Annotated in this window: 25 protein-coding genes; 8 read left to right on the forward strand and 17 right to left on the reverse strand. The window is 31.5% G+C overall.

Translation table 11 applies throughout. The features are described 5' to 3' along the window. Position 1: 1 nt before the first annotated feature. Complete coding sequence (locus tag CW733_RS05565) at positions 2 to 949, forward strand: type IX secretion system membrane protein PorP/SprF (RefSeq protein WP_100996260.1); 948 nt, start codon at positions 2 to 4, stop codon at positions 947 to 949. Between the two features lie 6 nt (positions 950 to 955). Further along, complete coding sequence (locus CW733_RS05570) at positions 956 to 2,893, forward strand: OmpA family protein (protein WP_100996261.1); 1,938 nt, start codon at positions 956 to 958, stop codon at positions 2,891 to 2,893. A gap of 323 nt (positions 2,894 to 3,216) precedes the next feature. On the opposite strand, the gene CW733_RS05575 is transcribed toward CW733_RS05570, so the two are convergent. After that, on the reverse strand, positions 3,217 to 3,699 hold the full coding sequence (locus CW733_RS05575) for a CAP domain-containing protein (protein ID WP_100996262.1): 483 nt from the start codon (positions 3,697 to 3,699) through the stop codon (positions 3,217 to 3,219). A gap of 186 nt (positions 3,700 to 3,885) precedes the next feature. Next, entirely contained in the window at positions 3,886 to 4,533 is a 648-nt protein-coding gene (gene pdxH / locus CW733_RS05580; RefSeq protein ID WP_100996263.1) for a pyridoxamine 5'-phosphate oxidase, read from the reverse strand. Between the two features lie 543 nt (positions 4,534 to 5,076). Between pdxH and CW733_RS05585 the strand changes: the two genes are divergently transcribed. After that, the gene (locus tag CW733_RS05585) at positions 5,077 to 5,490 is read left to right on the forward strand and encodes a hypothetical protein (protein ID WP_100996264.1); all 414 of its coding nucleotides are present in this window, start codon (positions 5,077 to 5,079) and stop codon (positions 5,488 to 5,490) included. A 54-nt stretch (positions 5,491 to 5,544) separates the two neighbouring features. Here CW733_RS05585 and CW733_RS05590 read toward each other — a convergent pair whose 3' ends face one another. The 5 genes from CW733_RS05590 to rpsA all read right to left on the reverse strand — a co-directional run bounded on the left by CW733_RS05590 (position 5,545) and on the right by rpsA (position 10,586). After that, positions 5,545 to 6,450: a ribonuclease Z gene (locus tag CW733_RS05590; RefSeq protein WP_100996265.1), complete on the reverse strand. Its 906-nt coding sequence runs from the start codon at positions 6,448 to 6,450 to the stop codon at positions 5,545 to 5,547. Positions 6,451 to 6,527: 77 nt separating this feature from the next. Next, positions 6,528 to 6,860 (reverse strand): ribonuclease Z, encoded by a 333-nt coding sequence (locus CW733_RS05595; protein WP_100996266.1) that lies wholly within the window; start codon positions 6,858 to 6,860, stop codon positions 6,528 to 6,530. A 3-nt stretch (positions 6,861 to 6,863) separates the two neighbouring features. Continuing rightward, the gene (locus tag CW733_RS05600) at positions 6,864 to 7,793 is read right to left on the reverse strand and encodes an aspartate carbamoyltransferase catalytic subunit (protein WP_100998690.1); all 930 of its coding nucleotides are present in this window, start codon (positions 7,791 to 7,793) and stop codon (positions 6,864 to 6,866) included. Positions 7,794 to 7,935: 142 nt separating this feature from the next. Further along, a complete protein-coding gene (gene pyrR, locus CW733_RS05605) occupies positions 7,936 to 8,475 on the reverse strand; it encodes a bifunctional pyr operon transcriptional regulator/uracil phosphoribosyltransferase PyrR (protein ID WP_100996267.1) in 540 nt (179 codons plus the stop codon). A gap of 266 nt (positions 8,476 to 8,741) precedes the next feature. After that, positions 8,742 to 10,586 carry a 30S ribosomal protein S1 gene (rpsA, locus tag CW733_RS05610; protein ID WP_100996268.1) on the reverse strand — a complete coding sequence of 615 codons (1,845 nt, stop codon included), beginning with the start codon at positions 10,584 to 10,586 and terminating at the stop codon, positions 8,742 to 8,744. A gap of 436 nt (positions 10,587 to 11,022) precedes the next feature. Here rpsA and CW733_RS05615 point away from each other — a divergent pair, with 436 nt between their 5' ends. After that, positions 11,023 to 11,400, forward strand: a complete 378-nt coding sequence (locus CW733_RS05615; protein WP_100996269.1) for a LysM peptidoglycan-binding domain-containing protein — start codon at positions 11,023 to 11,025, stop codon at positions 11,398 to 11,400. 225 nt (positions 11,401 to 11,625) lie between these two features. Here CW733_RS05615 and cmk read toward each other — a convergent pair whose 3' ends face one another. From cmk to lon, 6 genes are all read right to left on the reverse strand, one after another. Then, a complete protein-coding gene (cmk, locus tag CW733_RS05620; protein ID WP_100996270.1) occupies positions 11,626 to 12,321 on the reverse strand; it encodes a (d)CMP kinase in 696 nt (231 codons plus the stop codon). 182 nt (positions 12,322 to 12,503) lie between these two features. Further along, a complete protein-coding gene (locus CW733_RS05625; protein ID WP_198520112.1) occupies positions 12,504 to 12,995 on the reverse strand; it encodes an HNH endonuclease in 492 nt (163 codons plus the stop codon). A 111-nt stretch (positions 12,996 to 13,106) separates the two neighbouring features. Beyond that, a complete protein-coding gene (gene porQ, locus CW733_RS05630; RefSeq protein ID WP_100996271.1) occupies positions 13,107 to 14,126 on the reverse strand; it encodes a type IX secretion system protein PorQ in 1,020 nt (339 codons plus the stop codon). Between the two features lie 49 nt (positions 14,127 to 14,175). After that, positions 14,176 to 14,682 carry a LysM peptidoglycan-binding domain-containing protein gene (locus CW733_RS05635; RefSeq protein WP_100996272.1) on the reverse strand — a complete coding sequence of 169 codons (507 nt, stop codon included), beginning with the start codon at positions 14,680 to 14,682 and terminating at the stop codon, positions 14,176 to 14,178. Between the two features lie 10 nt (positions 14,683 to 14,692). After that, positions 14,693 to 15,970 (reverse strand): LysM peptidoglycan-binding domain-containing protein, encoded by a 1,278-nt coding sequence (locus CW733_RS05640; RefSeq protein ID WP_198520113.1) that lies wholly within the window; start codon positions 15,968 to 15,970, stop codon positions 14,693 to 14,695. Between the two features lie 2 nt (positions 15,971 to 15,972). Next, the gene (gene lon / locus CW733_RS05645) at positions 15,973 to 18,420 is read right to left on the reverse strand and encodes an endopeptidase La (protein ID WP_100996273.1); all 2,448 of its coding nucleotides are present in this window, start codon (positions 18,418 to 18,420) and stop codon (positions 15,973 to 15,975) included. 329 nt (positions 18,421 to 18,749) lie between these two features. Between lon and CW733_RS05650 the strand changes: the two genes are divergently transcribed. From CW733_RS05650 to CW733_RS05665, 4 genes are all read left to right on the forward strand, one after another. Next, entirely contained in the window at positions 18,750 to 19,307 is a 558-nt protein-coding gene (locus tag CW733_RS05650) for an RNA polymerase sigma factor (protein WP_100996274.1), read from the forward strand. Positions 19,308 to 19,392: 85 nt separating this feature from the next. After that, positions 19,393 to 19,959 (forward strand): hypothetical protein, encoded by a 567-nt coding sequence (locus tag CW733_RS05655; RefSeq protein WP_100996275.1) that lies wholly within the window; start codon positions 19,393 to 19,395, stop codon positions 19,957 to 19,959. Continuing rightward, complete coding sequence (locus CW733_RS05660) at positions 19,937 to 21,034, forward strand: hypothetical protein (RefSeq protein ID WP_100996276.1); 1,098 nt, start codon at positions 19,937 to 19,939, stop codon at positions 21,032 to 21,034. Before CW733_RS05655 ends, CW733_RS05660 begins: the two co-directional genes overlap by 23 nt. 37 nt (positions 21,035 to 21,071) lie before the next feature. Then, a complete protein-coding gene (locus tag CW733_RS05665; protein WP_100996277.1) occupies positions 21,072 to 21,806 on the forward strand; it encodes a head GIN domain-containing protein in 735 nt (244 codons plus the stop codon). 134 nt (positions 21,807 to 21,940) lie between these two features. Here CW733_RS05665 and CW733_RS05670 read toward each other — a convergent pair whose 3' ends face one another. From CW733_RS05670 to CW733_RS05685, 4 genes are all read right to left on the reverse strand, one after another. Further along, positions 21,941 to 22,897 (reverse strand): hypothetical protein, encoded by a 957-nt coding sequence (locus CW733_RS05670; protein ID WP_100996278.1) that lies wholly within the window; start codon positions 22,895 to 22,897, stop codon positions 21,941 to 21,943. A 256-nt stretch (positions 22,898 to 23,153) separates the two neighbouring features. Then, positions 23,154 to 24,116, reverse strand: a complete 963-nt coding sequence (locus CW733_RS05675; protein WP_100996279.1) for a DUF6252 family protein — start codon at positions 24,114 to 24,116, stop codon at positions 23,154 to 23,156. 47 nt (positions 24,117 to 24,163) lie between these two features. After that, positions 24,164 to 25,453, reverse strand: a complete 1,290-nt coding sequence (locus tag CW733_RS05680; protein ID WP_100996280.1) for an MFS transporter — start codon at positions 25,451 to 25,453, stop codon at positions 24,164 to 24,166. Between the two features lie 54 nt (positions 25,454 to 25,507). Beyond that, the gene (locus CW733_RS05685; RefSeq protein WP_100996281.1) at positions 25,508 to 26,341 is read right to left on the reverse strand and encodes a M48 family metallopeptidase; all 834 of its coding nucleotides are present in this window, start codon (positions 26,339 to 26,341) and stop codon (positions 25,508 to 25,510) included. Positions 26,342 to 26,431: the final 90 nt, after the last annotated feature.

The following is a 26,431-nucleotide window of genomic DNA, read 5'->3' on the forward strand; positions in this document are numbered from 1 at the left end:
AATGAAAAAAAATAAAATTTACATATTTGCTATTATAGCTTTAAGTTGTGTTTTTTCCTTTGCTCAACAGTTACCTCAGTTCTCACAGTATATGTTTAATACTATATCTGTAAACCCTGCATATGCTGGAAGTAGAGAAACAATAAGTGTAGTTGGTTTACATAGAAGCCAATGGGTAGGGCTAAAAGGAGGACCAAGCACACAAACACTTTCTATTCATTCTCCCTTAAAAAATGAAAAATTAGGTTTAGGACTCTCTATAATAAATGACCAATTAGGTTATGAAAATTTTGTTTTCATGTATGGTGATTTTTCATATACTATAAACACAAGCGAAACAACAAAACTAGCTTTCGGTCTAAAAGGTGGATTTACTCACTATAATTTAGACACTGTAGATTTTTTAGAAGAAGAAGAAATCTATTCAGATCCGTTTTTTAGCGACATTTCAAGTCGTTGGAATCCAAACATAGGTGTTGGCCTTTTCTTACATAGTAATAAATGGTATGTTGGTTTATCTGCACCTAGAATACTAAAAACAGATTATAACTTAAAAGGAAACCAAGATGCTGGCCCAGAATATTTAGCTTTAGAACGTATTGGTTATTACTTAACCGGTGGATATGTTTTTGAGTTAAATGAAAACTTAAAACTGAAACCATCAACGTTATTCAAAGTTACAAATGGAGCTCCTATCTCTTTCGATATTAATGCAAACCTATTGTTTTTTGAGAAATTTTGGATTGGTGCTGGTTATCGTTACAATCAAGATACTGCCACCATTGGAACTCTAGCAGATTTCCAAGTGTCTCAACAATTAAGAATTGGATATTCTTATGAATACTTTTTATCAGATTTAAGACCTTATACAAGCGGAACACATGAAATTTTACTAATGTTCGAAGTATACAAACCAAGAAAACGTATTAAATCTCCAAGATATTTCTAATATAAAATGAAAAACAGTTTACTATACATATTATTCTTTTTTACTGTCTCTATAACAAGTGCACAGATTAAAGTAGCCGATAACTTCTTTAAAGATTACGCTTATTACCAGGCTACAGAACTTTATTTAGAGGTTTTAAAAAAAGGAGATACCACAGAGCATGTGCTTACTAGACTTGGTGATTGTTATTATAATAATTCTAACGTACAATTAGCTAGTTATTGGTATAAAAAAGCAATAACTAAATACAAAGATGTAAATCCAGAATATATCTATAAATATATTCAAACCTTACGTAGTTTAAATCAATTTGAAGAATCGAAAAAATGGACTACCGTTTTTAAAGACCGTAAAAAAAATGATAGAAGAGTTAAGGAAGAAGATGTCTTTAGTATTGAAAAATTTGAAGCTTTAGAATCTACAGATCGTGTTTATGTAGACTTTAAAAACCTTGGTATTAATACTAAATACTCAGATTTTGGAAGCTTTGAAAGAGATAATGTTTTATACTTTGCTTCAACAAGAGTTAAAGATTCAATTTTAGACGAAGAAAAAATCTATCAATGGAATAAAGAACCGTTTCTAAATATATATCAATCTGGAATAACCATTGAAGAAGGAACTAAAATAGTTGGTTCACCCACACCTATTGCGTCTAATGAAATTAACACAGATTTTCATGAAAGTTCTGTTGCTATTACTAAAGATGGCAGCACAATGTACTTTACACGAATAAATTTAAACAAAAAAAATAAAGCTAAATACGATAAAGGAGGTACTTCTCAAATTAAATTATTTAGAGCAAAAAAAGTTGATGGAAAATGGAAGAAAATAGAAGAGCTTCCTTTTAATGGAGAAGACTTTTCTACAGGTTCTCCTGCTCTTAGTCCAACAGAAAAGGAACTATATTTTTCTTCAGATCGTGAAGGATCAAGAGGTCTAACAGACATATACAAAGTAAGAATAAATAATGATGAAACCTTTGGTACCCCTATTAACCTAGGCGCAAAAATTAATACAGAAGGAAGAGAAAACTTTCCATTTATTGCAAAAGATTCTACCTTATATTTCTCATCCGATGGACATTTAAATTTAGGTTTGTATGATATTTTTGAAAGTAATTTACTTAAAAAAGACACTTCAGAAGTTTATATAAAAAATTTAGGAGCTCCTTATAATAGTGGTTTCGATGATTTTGCTTTTTTTATTGATACAGAAACTAATACAGGATACTTCTCTTCTAATAGAGAAGGTGGAAAAGGTGGTGACGATATTTATAGTTTTGGTCGTTATGAATGTAATCAAATAATTAAAGGAATTACAAGAGATAAAATTTCTAGCGAACCATTAGCAAAAGTAGTTGTAACTCTTTTAGATGAAAAAGGAAAAGTATTACAAAGAGAAACTTCTAATGAAAAAGGTGAATACGAGTTTAAAGATGTAGGTTGTGATAAAACCTATGTTGTGCTCGGTGAAAAAGTGATATACAGACCTGATCAAAAAGATGTTACTACAACTCAAGAGAGTGGAGAGGAATTTATTGTAGATCTTTATCTTACACCTTTAATTATTGATAGTGAAATTGTTATTAATCCTATTTTCTTCGATTATAACAAATCTGATGTTAGACCTGATGCAGCTTATGAGCTTGAAAATATTGTTGCTGTTATGCGTGAACATCCAAGTATGACTATAATAATAGAATCTCATACAGACAGTCGTGGTCGAGTGGCATATAATGAGAAACTATCTGACAGAAGAGCTAAGTCTACTAGAGACTACTTATTTACAAGAGGAATAGAAGTTAATAGAATACAAAGCGCTATTGGTTATGGTGAAAGTCAATTAATTAACAAATGTAGTGATGGTGTAAAATGTAGTGAAGAAGAACATCAAGAAAATAGGCGTTCTAAATTTATTATAACTGGAGGTTATGTTAAATAGCTGAATCTATTTAAAATATTATTTATAGATTGCTTTCTTGAAAACACAAAATAGTGATTGTAACATTTAGTGTTAGAGACTATATTTACTGTAAAAATTTCATTTTAGAGAAACTTGTTTCAAATACTAAATTTAAACTTAGAAACGATTAGACAAAAGAATCTATTGCGATAGTTCATTTAAGCCAATTCTTAATCATTAAAGTAATCTAATAGAATAATAGGTTATTGAATTCCATATCATTTACAATTCTAATTGCACCATTTAAAACAAAAAAAGCGTTTCGAGAGAAACGCTTTTTTTGTTTATGTATTAACTTTTTTTTATTTCATAAATATATTTGTAAAGTACCACTTACCCTGATCATTTTTTTCTGCCGACACATCAAAATTTGTATAGTTTCCTTCCATATTAATTCTATGGTCGACGCTATTTATCCAAGCATTAACAACGGATTGTGCAGATTTAAACCCAAAAGCAACATTCTCTGTTACAACACTAGCTCCTGCATTATTTACTAAAAACGACTTTCTAGAATAAAAGTTTACATGTGAAACATTATTTTCTTCAACCATATAACTTGAATGGCTGTATGCTTGAGATTTAACTAAATCATGATTTGACAATGCATTTAGACCTTGTTCTATTCTATAAGCATTAATAAGTTCCATTATTTCTATTTCAATTTCTTTTGCTTCAGGAATAGTAATATCTTCAAGTTTTAAATCGTCTGTACTATCTGTAGAACAAGATGTTGCAAAAGTTAAAAATAAGGTTAATAATAGTAGGTTAAGTGTCGTTTTCATAAGGGATAGATTTGTTTGGGACTTAAATATACCCAACCAAAAGCTTACGAAATGTTAAGGAAATGTTAAAATCGATGAAATACATGTGTTTCATCGAAAAATAATGTTTTTAATCGATAAAATACAATGTCAGAAAGTAAAAAAAACGCATTTAGACGAAATAAAATAGCATTTAAACCGATTTAACTATGGTGATAATCTAGATTTAATCCAAGAATAATCTTCATCCATTTTATAATGAATACGATCATGTAATCTGTTAGGACGACCTTGCCAAAATTCTATTTCAACTGGTTTTACAATAAAACCTCCCCAAAACTCTGGTCTAATAATCTCTTTTCCTTCATACTCTTTTTCAAGTTCTATTAGTTTAGCTTCTAAAATATCTCGATCTTCTATTACACTACTCTGTTTAGATACTATTGCTCCTAATTGACTGCCTCTTGGACGAGATTCAAAATAACCATCACTTAAATTTTTAGCGATTTTTTCAGCTTTACCTTTAATTATTATTTGTCTTTCGGCTCCAGCCCAAAAAAAAGACAAACATACTTTTGGATTGTTTTGTATCGCTAATCCCTTTTCACTTTCGTAATTAGTATAAAAAATAAAGCCTTCAAAAGTGAATTTTTTAAGTAGCACTACTCTACTTTTAGGAAACCCGTTTAAACCAATTGTAGAAATCGTCATAGCATTAGTTTCATCTTCTGGAAAATGAATATCGATTTCGTTAAACCAAGTTCTAAATAACTCTATTGGGTTTTCTGGTGTGTCTTTAAGAAGTAATTCACTTTTCTCATAAGATCTTCTATAATTTCCTAAATCTTTTTCCATAGTGCAATTTACAAGAATAAAAAATCATCTTAAATAGTTTTAGCAAATTTAGAATCTAATTTTTAAATTAAATAATGAAATTTACATGCGCCATAGATATTAATGCAGTTATTAAAACCATTCAAAATACATTTTTTAATACTGAAGATATAAAACACTATCAAGATGGATTTTAGTCTAAAACACTAATTTGTGGCAATAAAGGTGAGAAAGACGCTAAATAAAAATTAGTATTCAATAAACTAGAACTTATTGAAATCATTATAACAAACAATTTACCTAAAGAGTTTTTTTTTGCGCTTTACGAGCATAAACATACTACAAATATTATGAAAATTAATTTTATGCCATTAGCAAACAATAAAATACGTTATACTTCTATAGTGGAATATACTAAGCCTAATTGACTTGTAGTTAAACTGATAGCAAAAAGTTATCCTAGTCTGTTTAAAAAGTAAATAGAGAAATGATTGAAACAATTTAAAAACCATGTAGAATTGAGATTTAAATTGATATATTTATCAAGTACCAACAATCCCTTAAATGCAATTTGAAAACTCTCAGATAAGTAAAAAGCTTTCATATACAGTTAAAGAATTACCTTTTGGTAAAATATATTTCTTTCCAAAGTTTATTCTTTCAGAAATAAATTATGGCATCCATTTAGATTGGAATAAAATAGAAAAACTAATAGAAATAGTCTTTTTACATTATGGGTTAAATTGTAAAATTGGCTATATCTCTAATAAAGTTAACTCTTACTCCTTTGAGCCTAACTTATGGGAAAAATTTTATGAAAATTACGATTTTATTATTGCTAGTGTATCTGTATGTTATTCCCATATTAATTACATTAACGCAACTATTGAAAAACAATTTTCAAAGAAAAGTGTTAAAAGAGCAAGCAACATAGAAGACTCTATAAATTGGATTTCAAATTTAAATGAGTTTAATTAATTATTAAAAAAAAAAAAAAATACGCGATACGGTATAATTAAAAGAATTTCTATCTTAAAATTCAAAAACCTTACCATCGTCTGCAAGTTCTACGTTTTCAAAATACTCTTGAGCTTCCGTTTTAAAGACGTTTAAATCGTCGTAGCGGGTAGAATAGTGTCCAAGTAACAAAGTGCCAACATTAGCTTGCTTAGCAATACTTCCTGCTTCTTTTGCTGTACTGTGTTTTGTTTTAAGTGCCAAATGTGCGTGCTGCTCTAAAAAAGTAGATTCATGATATAACACATCTACATCTTTAATTATAGGTACAATATCTTCTTTATAAGCAGTGTCACTACAAAAAGCATAGCTTTTAGGTTTTTCTGGTGGAAATGTTACTGTTTCGTTTTTTATGAGTTGCCCATCGTTATTTTCAACATCAGAGCCTTGCTTTAACTTTCTATAGTAAGCAACATTAATATTTGCATTTAAGACAGCATTCATATCTAACTTACGCTCTCCTTCTTTTTCTTTAAATAAGAAACCATTAGTATAAACACGATGGTCTAAAGGAATGGTATGTACTTCTACTTTATCATCTTCAAAAATTAATTCTGAAAATTTACTAGTTAGCTCATGAAAGTAAAGGTTGTAATTTGTCCATGAATTTGCCAATTTCATTTGTAACGTTACTACTTCTTTTAAGCCTTTTGGAGCATGAATATGCAAATCTACTTCACGTGTTAATAATCGCATAGTTGAGATTAAACCCACTAAACCAAAAAAATGATCACCATGCAGATGAGAAATAAAAATATGCTTAATACGATTAAACTTTATCTTATGTCTACGTAATTCTACCTGTGTTCCTTCTCCACAGTCAATTAAAAATACATGGTTATTAATTTCTAATACTTGCGCTGTAGGATTTGTAAACGTTCGTGGTGTTGCGCTATAGCAACCTAAGATATTTAATTTCAATGTTGTGAAGTTGTTTCGTTGTTTGTTGTGGAGTAGATTCTACTTAACGAAGCACTACTCCACTCCACAACATTTTTTTAAATACCTAAATCGCGTTCCATTACTTCCATTTCAATAATATCGAAAGCTTCTTTAACGGTTGGTACAACTATAATTTCATCCGGAGTTTCGTCTGCACTCATTGCATTTGTAACCACTACAAACGAATGTTTTGCTGCACGATGTTTTTTTGAAAGACGTAAAAACTCATTAATATTTTGTAAAGTTATTTTTCCTAAAGAAGATAATTTAATGATAATGTTATGTTTTTCAAATTTTGGATAAAGTGCTTCTATCTTCTTTACTAATTCTATAATAGTAGCTTTTTCCTGTGTAATTATCGACGTGTTTTCCTCTTGATCTATTATCATAATTTATTGTTTTATTTTTGAAGCTAATAAATATATTACTGCCATCCTAACTGCTACTCCATTTTGTACTTGATCTAAAATAATAGCTTGCTTAGAATCTGCAACATCACTTGTAATCTCAACACCTCTATTAATTGGTCCTGGATGCATGATGGTAATTTCTTTATCTAAAGAATCTAGTAATGCTTTATTAACTCCAAATTGTTGTGTATATTCTCTTGTAGATGGGAAATAACTAATATCCATACGCTCGTTTTGAACGCGTAACATATTTGCTACATCACACCATTGTAATGCTTTGCGTAAGTTCGTTTCTACTTTAACGCCTAATTGGTCTATATATTTTGGCAATAAAGTTTTTGGTCCGCAAACCATAACATTAGCACCTTGTAATTTTAAAGCGTAGATATTTGATAATGCAACGCGACTGTGTAAAATATCTCCAACAATAACTACATTTTTTCCAGCAACATCTCCTAAACGCTCTCGTATAGAATAAGAATCTAAAAGTGCTTGTGTAGGATGCTCGTGTGCTCCATCTCCTGCATTAATAATATTAGCTTTTACATGTTTTGATAAAAACACGCATGCACCAGGATTTGGGTGACGCATCACAACCATATCTACTTTCATAGATAATATATTGTTTACTGTATCTATTAAAGTTTCTCCTTTTTTAACTGATGATTGTCCTGCTGAGAAATTAATAACATCTGCAGATAGACGTTTTTCGGCTAATTCGAAAGATAATTTTGTTCTAGTAGAGTTTTCGAAAAATAAGTTAGCAATAGTAATATCTCTAAGCGAAGGCACTTTTTTAATTGGCCTATTAATCACTTTTTTAAAATGATCTGCTGTTTCAAAAATAAGTTGAATATCTTTTTCTTGAAGGTTTTTAATTCCTAATAAGTGATTGACACTTAATTCGCTCATATTTTTCTCTTTTGTCATACCTGCGAAAGCAGGAATCTATTTCTTTATTCTTTATTGTGGATTCCTACCTACGCAGGAATGACAAATTTTATTCATAATTATAAGTACTTCAATTACTCTATATGTAAACCGTATAGCGAAACTAACTATTTACTAAATAAACAGCATCTTCTCCATCATTCTCTTTCCAGCTTACCTTTACCTTTTCTTCGTTTATAGCATCTACTTGTCTGCCTCTATAATTTGGCTGTATTGGTAAATGTCTACTAAAACGTCTATCTATTAAAGTTAATAATTCTATTTCATTTGGTCTTCCAAAAGATTGTATTGCTGTTAATGCAGCACGAATACTTCGTCCTGTATATAAAACATCGTCAATAAAAACAACATTTTTATCTTCAACTATAAAATCTATTTCTGTAGAATTGGCTTCGTGTATTTTATCGCCTCGTCTAAAATCGTCGCGATAAAAAGTAATATCTAATTGTCCTAATTGTAAGTCTTTAATCTTGTATTCGGCTCTTAGCATTTCGGCTAAACGATTAGCTAAATACTTGCCTCTTGGTTGGATGCCTATTAAAACGGTATTAGAAAAGTCTTTGTGGTTTTCAATTAATTGGCAAGCCAATCTATGAAGAATGATGTTAATAGTGGTTGCATTAAGTAGCACTTTCTGACTCATATACGCTGTGATGGTATTTGAAGAACAAAGTTAGGTTAAATTATTTGAAGTAGAAAGCTAAATTGGTAAATGAAAAATTATTGTCAGTTCGAGTGATGTAACGAAGGAACATTGTATCGAGAACTAATTAACTTCTCGATACAATTTTCTCATACTTCAAAAATCACTCGAAGTGACAACTAAACAAAAAAAAGCCTCTCGTTTCCGAGAGGCTTTTAAATATTAAATAAATGGATTCCGCATCAAGTACGGAATAACAAAAAAGATTAAACTTTTCCGTCTAATTTATCTTTAAGAGCTTGTAAAGCTTCATTTGCATCACCTAAAGTTGGTTTAGATTCAGCAGCTTGAGATACTTGTTTAGCTTGTGCAGCTTTAACATTTGCCATCTCTTCTTCTCTAAAGATTGCAGTATGCGAAGCAACTACTCTCTTAAACTCTTTGTTAAATTCTATAATTTTGAATTCAGCAGAATCACCTTTCTTCAATTTCTTACCATCTTCTTTTTCAAGGTGACGAGAAGGAACGAATGCTACGATATCTTCATTAAATTCAATTGTTGCACCTTTATCTACAACTTCAGCAATTTCTGCAGTATGTGTAGAACCTAAAGCGAACTCAGTTTCGTATTTATCCCAAGGATTATCAGTTGTTTGTTTATGACCTAAAGATAATTTACGTCCTTCAACATCTAACTCTAATACTACTACTTCTAAAGTATCACCTACGTTTGTAAACTCAGATGGATGCTTAATTTTCTTAGTCCAAGATAAATCAGAGATATAAATTAATCCGTCGATACCTTCTTCTAATTCAACAAAAACACCAAAGTTTGTAAAGTTACGTACAATACCTTTGTGGTTTGAACCTACAGGATATTTAGTTGTAATATCTGTCCATGGATCTTGCGATAATTGCTTGATACCTAATGACATTTTACGATCTTCTCTATCTAATGTTAATATTTGAGCATCGATTACATCACCAACTTTTACGAAATCGTTAGCCGAACGTAAGTGTGTAGACCAAGACATTTCAGAAACGTGAACTAAACCTTCAACACCTTCTGCAACTTCAATAAATGCACCGTAATCTGCGATTACAACTACTTTACCTTTTACTTTGTCTCCAACAGCTACAGTTTCACCTAATGCATCCCAAGGATGTTTAGATAATTGCTTAAGACCTAATTGGATTCTTGATTTGTTCTCATCAAAATCAAGGATTACAACATTTAATTTCTGATCTAACTCAACAATCTCATTTGGATGGTTAATTCTTGACCAAGATAAATCTGTAATGTGAACTAAACCATCAACTCCACCAAGATCAATAAACACACCGTAAGAAGTAATATTCTTAACGATACCTTCTAATACTTGACCTTTTTCTAATTGACCGATAATTTCTTTTTTCTGTTCTTCAATATCAGCTTCAATAAGCGCTTTATGAGAAACTACTACGTTTTTGAATTCGTGGTTGATTTTCACAACTTTAAATTCCATAGTTTTATTTACGTATTGGTCGTAATCTCTAATTGGCTTAACGTCAATTTGAGAACCTGGTAAGAAAGCTTCGATTCCGAAAACGTCAACGATCATTCCACCTTTTGTTCTACACTTAACGAAACCATTAACGATTTCACCTGTATCGTGTGCATCATTTACACGATCCCAAGCTTTGATTACACGTGCTTTTCTGTGAGATAATACTAATTGTCCTGTTGCGTCTTCACGAACATCGATTAATACTTCTACTTTGTCTCCAACTTTTAAATCTGGATTGTAACGAAATTCGTTTAAAGAAATAACACCTTCAGACTTTGCGTTAATGTCAATAATAACATCACGGTCAGACATGAAAACTACTTCTCCAGTTACAACCTCGTCATCTAAAGTGTCAACGAAATTTTCTGATACTAATTTTTCAAATTCTTTTAATTGAGAATCTTCAACTTCATCAATACCTTCTTGGTAATTGTGCCAGTTAAATTCTGCTAAGAATTTTTCAGGGTTTGCTTGTGCTTCAGATACTACTGGAGCTTCTTTTGTTACTGCTGCTGCTTCTTGAGCTTCTGCTGCAACTTCTGTTTGTTTTGCTTTTTCAGCCATTTAAAAAATAATTCTGCAATGCTTAATCGCATTTTTACTTGTGTAAAAACGCTATTACATTTGCGTTGTATTCTGTACGTTATGGAAGATTCTAAAGCACTAACACACAGAAGTGTTATAAATAATTTGTTTTAATCCCTTTTTTATCTTTCCTAGAGGTGCTAAAAAGGAGTGCAAAAATAATACTTTTTAATAATATTACCTAATACATATCTAAAAGTTTAAAAACACTGAATTTCAAGACTATAATGATTGTTAATCGTGTACGTATTTTCTAATTCAGCCTCTAAGAGAATAGCTATTTACCGTTAAAGACGAGCACTTTATCTAATATACTGAACAACCAATCAATTAACAAATTGAGATAGTTACTCTTTAACTGATTAATTACTATCTTTAGTACTGTAAGAATTAACATTAAAAACAACAAATAACTATGGTAAGAGCAAAATATCAAGGTGTACTTGATTTAGGCGAAAAATTAAAGATTCAAAACGGAGACGTTTCTGAAGCTAATGGTGTTTTAACAGTAAAAGGTACTGCTGCAACACAATATGAAAAGAATTTACTTTGGGATGAAATTAAAGCTGCAGGTGGCGAAAACCCAAGTGATATCGTTGCAGATATTGCCGTTGCAGATACTAGCGTTTTTGCTAGACACACTGTAAAAAGTGGTGAAACTTTAGGAGCCATTGCAAAGCAATATTATGGAAGCGCTGGAAAATACAATAGTATTTTTAAAGCGAATACCGATATTTTAAAAAATCCAGATGTAATACACCCAAATCAAGAACTAATAATCCCGAATTTGTAGGTAGGGATTAATAGCGATTTCTTTTGAAAAGCGAGTTGACAATTGTTGACTCGCTTTTTGCTTGTTATATCTTGTCATTGCGAGGACGAAGGACATGGCAATCTGTTTAATAAAATTTCAATCATGAGATTACCACGCTTTTTTTCTAGTGAAAAGGCTCGTAATGACGTGTGATTTTATATTTTTTAAATGTTGCAAACTGAATACTGAGACTGTAAACTAATTTTACTCTAAATCTTCAAAAGTCATTTCTACTAACTGAAGCACTTTTGCAAACTGCTCTTCTAAAGATAAATCGCTATTATCTATTTCTATAGCATCGTCTGCTTTACGTAGTGGAGAATCTTCTCTGTTAGAATCTATATAATCGCGTTCTTGTACGTTTTTTAAAACATCTTGATAACTTACATCGTCTCCTCTACCTATTAACTCATCGAAACGACGGGTTGCTCTTTTTTCTGCGGAAGCTATCATAAAAAGCTTAAGTTCAGCATATGGGAATACTACTGTGCCAATATCTCTGCCATCCATAACAACACCTTTATCTTTTCCCATTTGTTGTTGCTGCTTTACCAATTGGTAACGCACTTCTGGTATTGCTGCTACTTTACTAACAAAACTTGAGACTTCAAGTGTTCTTATGTCGTGTTCTATATTTTCACCGTTTAAATAAACCTCAGCGAAACCTAAGTCTGGATTAAACTTAAAACTAATGTTTATCTCACCTAGTTTTTCTACTAATGCATTAACGTTAAAGTGGTCTTTAGTAATAAAACCGTTGCGCATAGTAAATAAGGTTACTGCACGATACATTGCTCCTGTATCTACATATATGAAACCTAAATGTTTAGCTAATTGTTTTGCTACTGTACTTTTTCCTGTGGATGAAAAACCGTCTATGGCTATTGTTATTTTTTGCACTAATTTGTTATTTTATTATTTGGGATTGTTTTTAGGAGTTTCGTTTAATGTTTATGTATAAGAATAGTTGCGGTTTTGTGTGCGAGGATTTTCCGAAGGAAAATCAGATGTAGCAAAATTGCAACGACCTTTGGTTAAGCATTAATGTAGCAATTATTTTTATACGTTGTTACCTGTAGTTTTCATCTTCCACCTTTCCCATAATTACATTTATCACAAAGTGTCTGTAGGTTTTCTCGTTTCGTTTTTCCACCTTTTGCTACTGGAATAATATGGTCAATATGCAGAGTTGCACCTTGTTTTATTCCTTTTCCACAACTTTGGCAAGTCCAATTGTCTCTTTTAAGAATCTCATATCTTAATCTAGGTTTGACGGTTCGATTATAAAGTCCTTTTTCATAGTCTTCGTGTTTTACATTTCCTAAATATTCAAATTGATGGTCAAATGAGACAGATATTGTTCGGGATTCAGAATTTTCTTTAAAGTTTAAGGTCAAACCATCTTCAAAGGTATAAAAGCAATGTTCTGATTTTATATTTTCATCATTATCTTCATATAATTCTGAAATTTCATTTGAAATAAATTCAGGGTCAATCCAGTCCACAACAAAATATTTTTTATCAACCATTATTGCATCTCCAAGTTTTATTTCGTGCGCTTTTTTCGTTTTCATTCGGTGTTTTCAAATTACAGGTAATGTTTCGTTGATATACAATCGTTTCAATGTTTTATATCAGACGTTAAACGAAGTTAGTTGATTTTTTTTGTAAAGTCAAGTAAATAACTACCTCAAATCAATCTGTAACCCAAAGAAGTTAGAATTTGCAGCAGCAGTATATTTAGCATGAGTATAGCTAAAGCGCATTTTGTTAAGCTTTACTGAGAAACCAGCAGATAAGCCAGAGAAATTACGTTGGTCTTCGATACGCAATTCTTCTGCACGTCTAAAATTATAACCTAAACGCACATTAAACCCTTTATTAGGAAACAGCTCTGCTCCTAGTATGGTGTGTCTTATTACTTGAGATAAAAAACCAACTTTTTCTTGTGCTTGGTTGCCTTCTAAATCTGTAGTGGCTCTAGCAGGATTAGGTTCTCCTATTGGCCATTGTTGTAAGTTCTCGAAAGTTAAATGCCAGCGTAATGGTACATTTTCTAAGGTTTGAGATAAACCTATATCTACTTCTAAAGGTAACGATTCTTGTCTCCCAGCATAGGTAGTGATTTGTGTACCTAAGTTTCTAACCACTAAAGTACCTTGAAACTCTAAACGCTCGTCTCTATACATAAGTGCTAAATCTGTAGCAACACCAAACGAGTTGTATTGTTCTAAGTTAGAATTTATAAGCTTTAAATTTGCTCCTACATAAAAATCGCTATAACCTACTTGAGCTGCGTAACCAATGGATAATGCAATTTCGGAACCTGAGAACTCATTAGTTTCGTTTCCTTCTTCATCGTAACCTGCAAAATCGCCATAATTAACATAAGTAACTCCTGCATGGTATGTTTGCACACGTCTATCTACAGTATATGCATAAGCTGCAGTACCATATTTAATACCACCTAAATAACTTGTGTAATTTAGTGCAAACTGGTTATCCATTTCTACATTAATAGCCGATGGATTATAAATTGCTTGTGTAACATCCCAATCTACATTAGTTAAGACCTTACCACCTAAAGCGGCTTGCCTTGGCGAAGAAACTAAATTTAAAAATTGGTAAGTAGATTGTCCACCTAATTGCGCAAAGCAAAAGGTGCTAAATAAGATAAAACTAAAAGGGATAATTTTTTTAAGCATAAAGTGGCAAAAGTAACTAAATCTATCTTAAAACGTAGCGTTGTCTTTTTTATTTTAATTTAAGCTCTTGACCTATACTAATAATGTTACTTTCTAAATTATTTAGTTGCTTTAATTCTTTAACCGAAAGATTAGCATCTCTTGCAATTTGATACAGTGTATTTCCTTTTTCTACAGTATACAGAGCGTTTTCGTTGATTTCTGCAGAAGCATTATAGCCAATTTTAAGTTCTTGATTTACACTTAATACATTAGTCTCTAAATTATTTAAACTTTTTATTTGAGCCATACTAATTTCATACTTCTTAGAAATAGAATACAACGTTTCTCCTTTACTTACTATGTGAGTAGCTCCATCTGCTACACTAGAACTAGATGGTGTAGTATTAGAATTATTTGAAGTGTAATTACTAGGTGCACCATTTGTAAAAGTAAAAACACCGGTTGTGGTATTCATTTTAGCAGGTTTACCATCCATAATGACATCTACTATATTTTCTTGAGAAAACGCACTAATACTTAATAGACACATAAGTGCCAGAATTATTTTATTCATTTAAATTGAATTATTTTTTAGGAGTCACTTTTAATTTCTGACCAATATCAAGGTTATTGTTCTTTAAGCTGTTCAGCTTTTTTATAGCATCTACAGTCATACCATGTTTATTAGCAATAGACCATAAAGAGTTACCTTTAACTACAGTGTAATACGTAGCTTCTGTTTTCTTTTCTTCGGAATCACTCTTGGAAGCGACTTCCTTTTCTTCGGCTAATACTTCTTCTTTAGCAACCTCAACTTTTTTCTCCGTTTTTCTAACTGAAGCTATTGCTTCTTTTGCTTTTTCAGCAGTAGATTCATCAGCTTTTGGCTTGTTTTCGAAAACCATAACTTTTCTTCCACTAGCAGTTTCTTCTATTTCTGCATCAGGATTAGCTTCTTTTATTTTCGCAATGGCTTTAACCTCTGCTATATTAGACTTATTAGCTACAACAGAAACATTTTTTGTTTCTTTTACTGTAACTTTTACTTCCTCTACAACTTCTGTAATAACTTCCTTTGTAGGCTCTTCTTCGTCTAATTCTGCTTCTAAGGCTTGCATTTCTGCTTTCAGTCTTGCTAGTTTATCTTTTTTAGATTCAACTTTCACTACTGCCCTTGGTGTTTCAACTACAACAATCTCTTCTTTTGTCTCTGTTTTCGCCTCTGTAACCTCAGCTTTAATAGCTCTAGAAAGATCATCTAAAGACTCTTCTTCCTCTACTGCATCATCAGTATTATCTAATCCAAAAATAGGATTCTTAACACTTGTTTCTGCTTTATATACAGTAGCCGAAGGTTTCTCTTCAGTCTTCTTAGTCTCTATAACTTTACTCTCTATTTCTGCCACTGAAGGTGGAGCTGCAAACTGTCCAGGAGATTCACCTGGACGAAGTTTAGCTATAATTTGTTCTTCTCCTGCATAACTAATAACTGGACTACTGGATTTAACCAGTACTTTTTTTACAATTTTAAGTTTACTTCCAATCTTTAAGTTTGAAGTTGCTACTTTATTATGCATTTTAAGTTCTGAAACAGTAATACCGTTTTTCTTGGCTACAGCAGATAATGTTTCGCCTTTTTTAATGGTGTGGCTAGAAATATCTGTGTAAACAACTCCACTTGCAGTGGTTCTTAATTGAGCTGGATCTGTTTTTGCATGCTCACGAAAGGTAAATTCTCCTGTTTTAGTAGACATAAATGCCTCTTTTCCTTCTACGTTAATAGGAAGAAATTCTTCATCAGTTTCTTGAGCAAAAACTCCTAATGATAATAAACTGAATAAACCAATTGCAATTGCTTTCATTTTTATAATTTTTTAGCGTTTTTTACTTTCTGCTTTGTAATAGCATATTTTACTACATCTTTCATATCTGTAACATAATGAAACGTTAAGCCTTTTAAGTAATCTTGCTTAATTTCGGCAATGTCTCTTCTATTGTCTTCACAAAGTAATATTTCTTTAATTCTTGCACGTTTTGCAGCCAAAATCTTTTCTTTTATTCCACCAACTGGTAAAACTTTCCCACGAAGTGTAATTTCTCCAGTCATTGCCAGACTCTTTTTTACTTTACGTTGTGTAAATAAAGATACTAAAGAAGTTAACATAGTAACTCCTGCACTTGGACCATCTTTAGGTGTTGCTCCTTCTGGCACGTGAATATGTACATTATATTTATCGAAAATATCTGGATTAATATCAAATTCTTCCGCGTTAGCTTTTATATACTCCATAGCTATGGTTGCAGACTCTTTCATTACTTTACCTAAATTTCCTGTAATAGACATTACACCTTTCCCTTTAGATAAAATAGATTCTATAAACAATATATCACCTCCTACTCTAGTCCATGCTAAACCAGTTACTACTCCAGCAACATCGTTATTTTCGTATTTATCGCGTTCTAATTTTGGTCCTCCTAAAACTTTTATAACCGTCTCATTAGTTACTTTAAGGTCGTACTCTTCTTCCATTGCAATATTCATGGCAGCATAACGCACCATTTTTGCAATTTGTTTTTCTAAGCTTCTTACTCCAGATTCTCTTGTGTAGCCTTCTACTATTTTTTCCATTTGTGGCTTGCCAAGCTTTAAATGTTTATCCTCTAAACCATGCTCTTTAAGTTGTTTTGGTAGTAAGTGACGTTTACCAATCTCTACTTTCTCTTCAATAGTATAACCTGTAACATTTATAATCTCCATTCTATCTCTTAGTGCAGGTTGTATGTTTCCTAAACTATTAGATGTTGCTATAAATAAAACCTTAGACAGGTCGTAACCCATTTCTAAGAAATTATCATGAAACTCGCTATTTTGTTCAGGATCTAAAACCTCTAATAAAGCTGAAGATGGGTCTCCTTGGTTTGAATTAGATAATTTATCGATCTCATCTAATACAAACACAGGATTAGATGTTCCTGCCTTTTTTAAAGACTGTATAATACGTCCTGGCATTGCGCCAATATATGTTTTACGGTGCCCTCTAATTTCGGCTTCGTCTCTTAAACCACCTAAAGACACACGAACATATTCGCGACCTAAAGCCTCTGCAATAGATTTTCCTAAAGATGTTTTACCAACTCCTGGAGGTCCATAAAGACAAAGAATAGGCGATTTCATATCGTTACGTAATTTTAATACTGCTAAGTATTCTATAATACGTTTTTTAACATCGTCTAAACCATAATGATCTCTATCTAATATCTTTTTAGCGCGTTTAAGATCGAATTTATCTTTACTAAATTCATTCCAAGGTAAATCTAGAAACAAGTCTAAATAGTTACGTTGTATTGAGTATTCTGCAACTTGCGGGTTCATGCGTTGCATTTTAGATAATTCCTTTTCAAAATGCTCTTTTACATTATCGTCCCACTTTTTACCCTTAGCACGCGTTTTCATTTCTTCCATCTCCTCTGCATTGCCACCTCCAAGTTCTTCTTGGATGGTTTTCATTTGCTGATTTAAGAAATACTCACGTTGCTGCTGGTTCATATCGCTTTGAACCTTTGATTGGATATCGTTTTTTAACTCCAATTTCTGAAGTTCGATATTCATAAACTTTAAAGTTTCTAAAGCACGTTCTTTAAGATCGTTTATCTCTAAAAGCTTTTGTTTATCTTCTACAGGAAGATTCATGTTAGACGATACAAAGTTTATTAAAAACGAATCGCTTTCAATATTCTGAATAGCAAAAGAAGCTTCACTAGGAATATTTGGGCTGTCTTTTATAATTTGAAGCGCTAATTCTTTTATAGAATCTGTAATCGCTTTAAACTCTTTATTCTTTTTTGCTGGCTTTGCTTCTGGTACTTCTCTTACTGTAGCATTAATATAAGGCTCTTCTGTAATAACCTCTGCAACACTAAAACGTTTTTTACCTTGAATAATAACTGTTGTGTTACCATCTGGCATTTTAAGTACTTTAAGAATACGTGCAACTGTACCAACGAAATGTATATCTCCTGCTTTTGGATCTTCTACTGCTTCGTCCTTTTGCGACACTACACCAATAACTTTGTTACCTTTATTAGCATCGTCTATTAATTTAATACTCTTATCTCGTCCTGCTGTAATTGGTATTACAACACCAGGAAATAAAACAGTATTACGCAACGATAAAATTGGCAATGTTTCTGGTAACTCTTCTTTGTTTATTTTCTCTTCGTCTTCTGGTGTCATTAATGGAATTAACTCTGAATTCTCATCAAAATCCTGCAATGACAAACTGTCTAGACTAATAAAATTAGATTTCTTCATATGTATATTTACGTCATTATGTCACCAAATAGTAATAGGTTAATAATGCTTTTTTTATAAAATTAGTACTTAAAACAACTAAACACATTGATTATTAGCGCGTTAAAAACAATCTAGTATTTGTATTTGTTAGTAAAACTTCAATTAATATGCCAATCTCTTTTAGTTAATAGTTTTACTTACTCTTGTGCGCTTACTATAATAGTAACCCGCTCTTCTTTTTAATAATAACCTGTCAGCTTACCGTTTTAGAAAATTTTTAAATAAATTTTTATAAAACTGTAACAAACTCATTTAACTTATATCTTTACTACAACAAACCATTAGAATTGACATTAACCAACCACAATATCGAACAGCTCGTGGAGCTTTGTAAAACCGACAACCAATTCGCGCAATTGGAACTGTACAATAGGTACTACAAAGCCATGTACAACACTGCCTACCGTATTGTAAAAAATAGTTTTGAAGCCGAAGATGTTATGCAAGACGCTTTTTTATTAGCGTTTTCAAAACTAGATACTTTAAAAGAGATTAAAACCTTTGGAGCTTGGCTTAAACGTATAGTAATTAACAGAAGTATTTACCACTATAATAAGAGCACTAAGTTTAATGAAGTACCTCTAGACGATGTACTTTATAAAGTTGAAGATACAGATGGAATTACAGAAGATTACGAGTTTACTAACATACAAGCTAAACAAGTAATGGAAACCATGAAAACCTTAAAAGAGAATTACCGTATGGCCTTAACGCTTCATTTAATAGAAGGCTTTGATTACGATGAGATAAGCGATATTATGAGAATATCGAGCGCTAATTGTCGTACAACCATTTCAAGAGCAAAAGAAAGTTTAAGAAAAAAAATGCAAGCCTTAGTTGGCTAAATCATAAGTGTAATACTAAGAATAATCGAAGTATTATTAATAAGAAATAATTAAAAGATTAACGCTTTCGCGGAAACACTAAAAGATGAAAAACGATAACATAAATCAGCTTTTCGAAAAAATCCAACATGATTTTGATGTTGAAGTGCCAAACCATGGTCACGAAAATAGATTTTTAGAAAAATTAAAAGCACAACAGCAATCGCAAGATGTTGTTGTAACAAAAACAAATAGAAATTTATGGAAACCTTTTTTAGGTGTTGCAGCTTCTATAGTATTGCTAATAACATTGACTTTTAGTTTTAATGCAGAAACAGAAACTCAAGATTTAGCAAGCGTATCTCCAGAAATGGCAAATACCCAAAATTTCTTCACCTCTGTTATTGCTGAAGAATTAGAAAAAATTAATAGCGAGCGTACTCCAGAAACCGAAGCACTTATTGAAGATGCCATGACGCAAATGGAAACATTAGAAACACAATACAAACAATTAAAATTAGACTTAAAAGAAAGCGGAAACGATAAGCGTGTAATCCATGCCATGATCGATAATTTTGGAAATAGAATTAACATTCTAAAATCTGTATTAGAAAACATAGAAGGTATAAAAACATTTAAACAAAACAACAATGAAACAAGTACAACAATATAAGTTATTCACCATTTTACTCCTACTACCTCTAGTATTATTTGCAAGTAACAGCAATGATAAAGATGGTAAATACAAAAAGGAAAAAACCATTACAAAAACATTTAATGTTAATGATAATGCGACTCTAAAAGTAGACAATAGCTACGGAAATTTAGATATCGTGACTTGGGACGGTAATACTATAGATTTTGAAATAGTAATCACTACAACTGGTAATGATGAAGAAAAAGTACAACAAAAATTAGATGGTATTACAGTAGATTTCTCTGGATCTCAAGATTTAGTTACTGCTATTACAAAGTTTAGTAAAAATAAGAGTAAATCTTGGTGGAGCTGGACAGATAGTAATACTGTGCAAATGAAAATTAATTACATTATTAAAATACCAATTACCAATAATGTTAACCTTAGTAATGATTATGGAAATATTAATATAGGAAAACTTGAAGGTCGTGCAGAATTAAATTGCGACTATGGTAAAATTACTACTAAAGAATTAATGGCAGATAATAATCTTATTAGTTTCGATTACTCTAACAACTGTTATTTCGAGTTTATAAAAAGCGGTAAAATTGATGCAGATTATAGTGGGTTTACTGTCTCTAAAGCTAATACTCTTGAAATTATTGCAGACTACACAAAGTCTAAAGTGGAAGTTGCCGAAAATGTAACCTACAATTGCGATTATGGAGGCATTACTATAGACAAAGTAAATAACCTTAAAGGTAATGGTGACTATTTAACCGTTTTAATTGGTGATGTATATAAAAACTTAGATATCACTGCAGATTATGGTTCTATTAAAATAACCAAACTGCAAAAGAGCTTAAAAAACGTTTCTATAGATAGCGATTATGTAGGTATAAAAATTGGTTACGATCCACTATTAGCTTTCGATTTTGATATAGAATTAGAATATGGTTCTTTAAAAGATAGTGACGATAGTTTCAACTTTGTTAAAAAACGAGTAGAATCTTCAGACCGCTATTATACTGGCTACCATAACACACAAAACTCTGGAAGTTTAGTAAAGGTAAATTCAGAATATGGTAGTGTCACTTTTTATCAGAATTAAAAAAAATCAATCAAAATAATCATTAAAAAAAACAATCATGAATACATCAAAAAACACGCTATTAATAGCTATCGCATTATTAAGTTTCTCTTTTGCTCATGCACAATTTTGGGGAAGCAAGAAAATAAAAGGTAATGGAAACGTAACTACTATTACACGATCAACATCAGACTACGACGCAATTAAATGTGCTGGATGGATGGACTTTGTACTAGTAAAAGGAAAAGAAGGTGAAATTAAAATTAAAGGAGAAAGCAACTTATTAGAATACATTATTGTTGAAGTTGAAGGCAATACCCTTAAAATTAAAACTGAAAACAATATTAGCTTAAAAACTAGTTTTAATAAAACTATCACAATTACTATTCCTTTTAAGGATATAGACTACGTAAGCTTATCTGGTTCTGGAGATGTTATAAGTAAAGATAAAATTGTTGCTAATAACTTTACAGCAAGAGTTGCTGGTTCTGGAGATATTGTTTTAGACATAGAAGCTAATGATATTGAAGGCTCTGTAAAAGGTTCTGGAGATTTAACTCTAAAAGGTAAGACTAAAGATTTAAAGGCTAGCGTAACAGGTTCTGGAGATTTCCATGGCTATGGTTTAGATGCAATAGATGTAGATGCAAAAGTAATTGGTTCTGGAGATGTAGAAATTGTTTGTAATGGAGATTTAAACGCAAGAGTTACAGGTTCTGGAGATATTGAATATAAAGGTAATCCAAAACATGAAGATACTAAGGTTACTGGTTCTGGTAGTATTAGCAATTAGCAATTAGCAATTAGCAATTAGCAATTAGCAATTAGCAATTAGCAATTAGCAATTAGCAATTAGCAATTAGCAAAAATTAAAAAAGTCACTTTTCTATAGTTAGAAAAGTGGCTTTTTTGTTGTTAAATTATAAACTATTGTTTCTCGTATACAAAAGTTAAATCTTGAGTTACTACTACCGTGAAATCATCACTATCGAAAGCAATAAACCCACTAGGTATATCGGTAGATAAATCATTGCCATTTATGGCCCAATCTGAAACGTCAGACGTTGCAGTATCTGTAATAGATACTATGTTTCCATTTTGCGTCCATGTAAAGTTAGAATTTTCTATTTCATCTTCACATTCTATAGTGTAAATATAAGAGTTTGTTGTTCCAGCTTCTATTTCAAATGTAAAGGTTGCATAAGAAGTACTCATTGCTGTACCAGTATTGTCTGAGTTAAAAACTAATGTTTCGTTTGTATAACAATCCATTTCGTCTAAAAAGTTAATATTTTCATCACCATCATTATTAAGGTCTATAGCATCACCATTCCAAGCTGTTAATAACCATGTTCCAACGATATCTGCATTTGGTACTGTTTCCGAACAATCTCCTAAACCGTCTATAGTAACTTGAATAGATCCATCTGCATCACCACAAATTACTATTTGTTCTTGTAATGCTAGTACATATGCATTACAAAACTGTGCATACATATCGCTTGTGGCATTATTTAAATTAGCTTCGGCAATAGCAGAGTTTGCAATTGCAGTTTCACAAGTATCTGGATCTAGTGGCTCACTACAGTCTCCTAAAGTTGTTAATATCGCTTGAAAGCTTCCACTTGGATCTCCACAATTATCTATAATACCTTGTAACGATGAAGCGTAAGCATTACATAAAACTGTATATTCTGTACCTACATTACCATCCCAATCAGCAAATGCTGTAACTGCTGTAATGTATGATTGTGTTGCTGCTAAACAGTCTAAATTTTCTGTTTGCCCTTGAGGTTGTAAACTTGATTCTAATGGTTCGTTATCACATGTAAATAGTGACATTGATAAGAATAACATTAAAAATGGTAAGGCTAATTTTTTCATAATAAATATTTATACAACAAACATAAGGAATATTACGCTAATCTGCGATAACATCTTTAAACGCTCTATAAAACGAATAAGATATGGACTGTGCTAATTATTGAATAGAAAAGAGCTTTCAACTATTAAAATCTATTTTTTAGACTAGAATATTTACATCAAATTCTGCTAGTGTTGAATATAAAATCTATTCTAAAACTAAAAAAGCCACTTTTCTAATTATAGAAAAGTGGCTTTTTTATTATAACTATATTTTTTATTGATAAGTTATATCAAAACTACCTTCAGTAATATTATAGCTATTTCCGGTACCAATAAATGGTGAAGCTACAAACTCAAAAGTTGCAATAATTCTCTTATCTGTTGTATTATGAGACGAAATTGTAATTGTTCCATCTCCAATGGTGTTTTCATTCATTCCAACATTATATTGAGCCGTTGCATCATCTAATGAACCAAAACTAAAGTTATAAGTTCCAGTAGTAATATCTGCTGGTAAAGAAAAACCTATACTTTCTAAATTGTTTTTTGTAGCAGTAATACCTATAGTTGTAAATCCTGCAAGACTAGTTTGAATTCCAAATACAGTATCTTCTACAAACTCAGACCCATCAATCTTAGCAAAAAATTCATTTCCATTTGGAGTAGATAAATCAGCCGCGTAAGACACGTTAGAAAATACACCATTTGTAAACTCTTTAGTTTCGGCTGGTGTAAGACTTAAATTGTTTCCTGTAAAAGAAAAAGTACCTGATATTTTTTCATTTACAGCATCAATCTCTGTTATAATTACTTCTCCTTGAGATACTGTACCATCTGTAGTTGCAGCAATCCATGTACCAAATCCTGTGTTATTTGCTTCGGAATAAGCAACTGCATTTGCCTGTACACCATTAGTTACTCCTAATTGATAGGTACCAACTCCATTATTTTCTGTAATAGTAACTATAACTGCTTCTCCATTACTACCTCTAAGTCCAGTAATATTTATTGCATCATCTAAAACTGTTGCAGCAACAACATCTGCTATATAGGTTTGTCCATCAAAATCTACTTTAAACATACCTGTTTGATTGTTTGTTCCTCCATTTCCTGCTCCTGAACCTACAGAACCGTCTACACCCACAAAAGCACTATCTAAAGGTTCATTTTGACAAGAATAAAAAGTAGAAAATAAAATTGAAAGTATAAAAACTGAGGCTAACTTAAATTTCTTCATTTATAATATATTAAATTATTTATTGCGCAAATATAAGGAACGAAAACTTATTCTGAAACCTCCTCTTTAGGCACTCTAAAAAGTAAAATAATGCCAATAAAAAAGAAGACGAATAAAAATAGAATTGCATTTCGCATGGTACTTACTTGATCTACTATTGCAAAAATGGTCATCCCTATTACTATACCTATTTTCTCTGCAACGTCGTAGAAACTAAAATAAGAAGTAGTATCTTCTGTTTCTGGTAAAAACTTAGAATAAGTAGAACGTGCTAACGATTGTACTCCTCCCATTACAAAACCTACCATACCTGCTGCTATATAAAATTGAACTGGTGTTATCATAAAATAAGCATAGAAGCATAAAAACATCCAAAAAGCATTAATAACAATAAGTGTTTTAATGTTTCCAAATTTAGCAGATGCTCTTGAAGTTAAAAAAGCACCTAGTATAGCAACCACTTGAATAACTAAAATACTAGCAATTAAACCCATTGTTTTCTCATCGTTATTTGCCCATGCTATTTCTTTCTCTCCAAAATAAACAGCCATTAACATTATAGTTTGTACAGCCATACTAAAAACAAAAAACGCATTTAAATAACGTTTTAAACGCTTGTTTTGTTTTAATTCTTTCCACACTTCTTTAAGCTCTTTAAATCCATTAAAAAGAACAGCTTTAGTTACTTTATGTCCTGTAGACACTCCTTTAGGTAATATATAAAATGTGTATTGGCTAAATATTATCCACCATAAACCAACGGTTATAAAAGAATAGCGCATCATTGTAAGCGCTGCTTCTCCTTCAACACTCATTACCATTACTAAATTAATAACTAAAAGGATAACGCTTCCCATATAGCCAAGACTAAAACCTTTGGCACTTATTTTATCTTGTTGTTCTGGAAAGGCAATATCTGGCAAATAAGAATTATAGAATACTAGACTTCCCCAATATCCTATTAAGCCCATAAAATAAAACAACATACTTAAATTAATGTATTCCTTACTAAACCAAAATAAGCCTATACAACCTATGCTACCTATGTAGCAAAAGATTTTCATGAATATTTTTTTATTACCTACGTAATCTGCAATTCCGGATAGTAAAGGCGATAAAAAAGCCACCACAAGAAATGTAAATGCTGTTACAGCAGATACTAAAACGGTTGGTTTTAGTTGAAAAAAGCCTATCAACTCCTCTTTATTAGGATAGATAAAGCCATAAAACAATGGGAATATAGAAGACGCAATTGTTAAGGTATATACCGAGTTTGCCCAATCGAAAAAAGCCCAAGCATTTAATAATTTTTGATCTCCTTTTTGTAATTTTTTCATAAAAAAAAGCCACTCGTTAATTGAGTGGCTTCGAAAGTAAGAATTTATATTTTATTAGTAAGGTGTTACTGGTCTAAAAGATTTAACGCCAAACTTTTTAGCTTCTGCTTTTGCAGTTGGTGCTAGTGCTTCTAAATTTGCAATACGTGTTGTTGTTGCTGGGTGAGTACTTAAAAACTCTGGTGGTGCTTCTCCTCCACTTGCAGCTCCCATACGTCTCCATAAATTTGCTGCTTCGTCTGGGTTATAACCAGCAAGAGCTGTTAAAATTAAACCTATTCTATCTGCTTCAGTTTCGTGACTTCTACTAAAAGGTAACATTCCACCTACAGTAGACGCTGTACCATAATACTGGTTAAATAAATCTCGCTCTTTTCCCTGTAGAGCAACATTTCCTGCTAATGCTAAACCTTGCTGTACCATTCCTGCACTCATACGTTGCTGTCCATGGTTTGCTAAAGCGTGAGCAACTTCGTGTCCCATAATGGCAGCAACAGCAGCTTCATTTTGTGCTACTGGTAAAATACCTGTATAGAATACAATTTTTCCACCTGGCATACACCAAGCATTAATAGTTTCATCTTTTACTAAATTGTACTCCCATTTATAATCACTTAAATATCCTTGGTTTCCATTAGCATTTAACCAACGTTCTGCAGCAACAGCAATACGCTGTCCAACTCTAGAAATCATTTCTGCTTCTTTTGTACCTGTAACAATATTGTTTTCATTTAAAAACTGATTATATTGTGCAAAAGCAGTTGGAAATAATGAGCTGTTTTCTGTCCCAGGTAATGCCATTGTTTTCTTTCCTGTAAAAGGATTTGTTGAACATGAGAAAAAAAGTAGCAGTGCTAAAGCTAAAGTTATACTAGATTTGAATTTCATTTTTATTTTGTTTTTATTAATCTCGTTAAAGTTAATAAAACTTAGTGAATAACTGATTTTTTATATACTACTTGATCTTAACTTATTCTA

Origin of the sequence: Lacinutrix sp. Bg11-31 (assembly GCF_002831665.1) — a bacterium.
In the GTDB taxonomy this organism is placed as follows: domain Bacteria; phylum Bacteroidota; class Bacteroidia; order Flavobacteriales; family Flavobacteriaceae; genus Lacinutrix.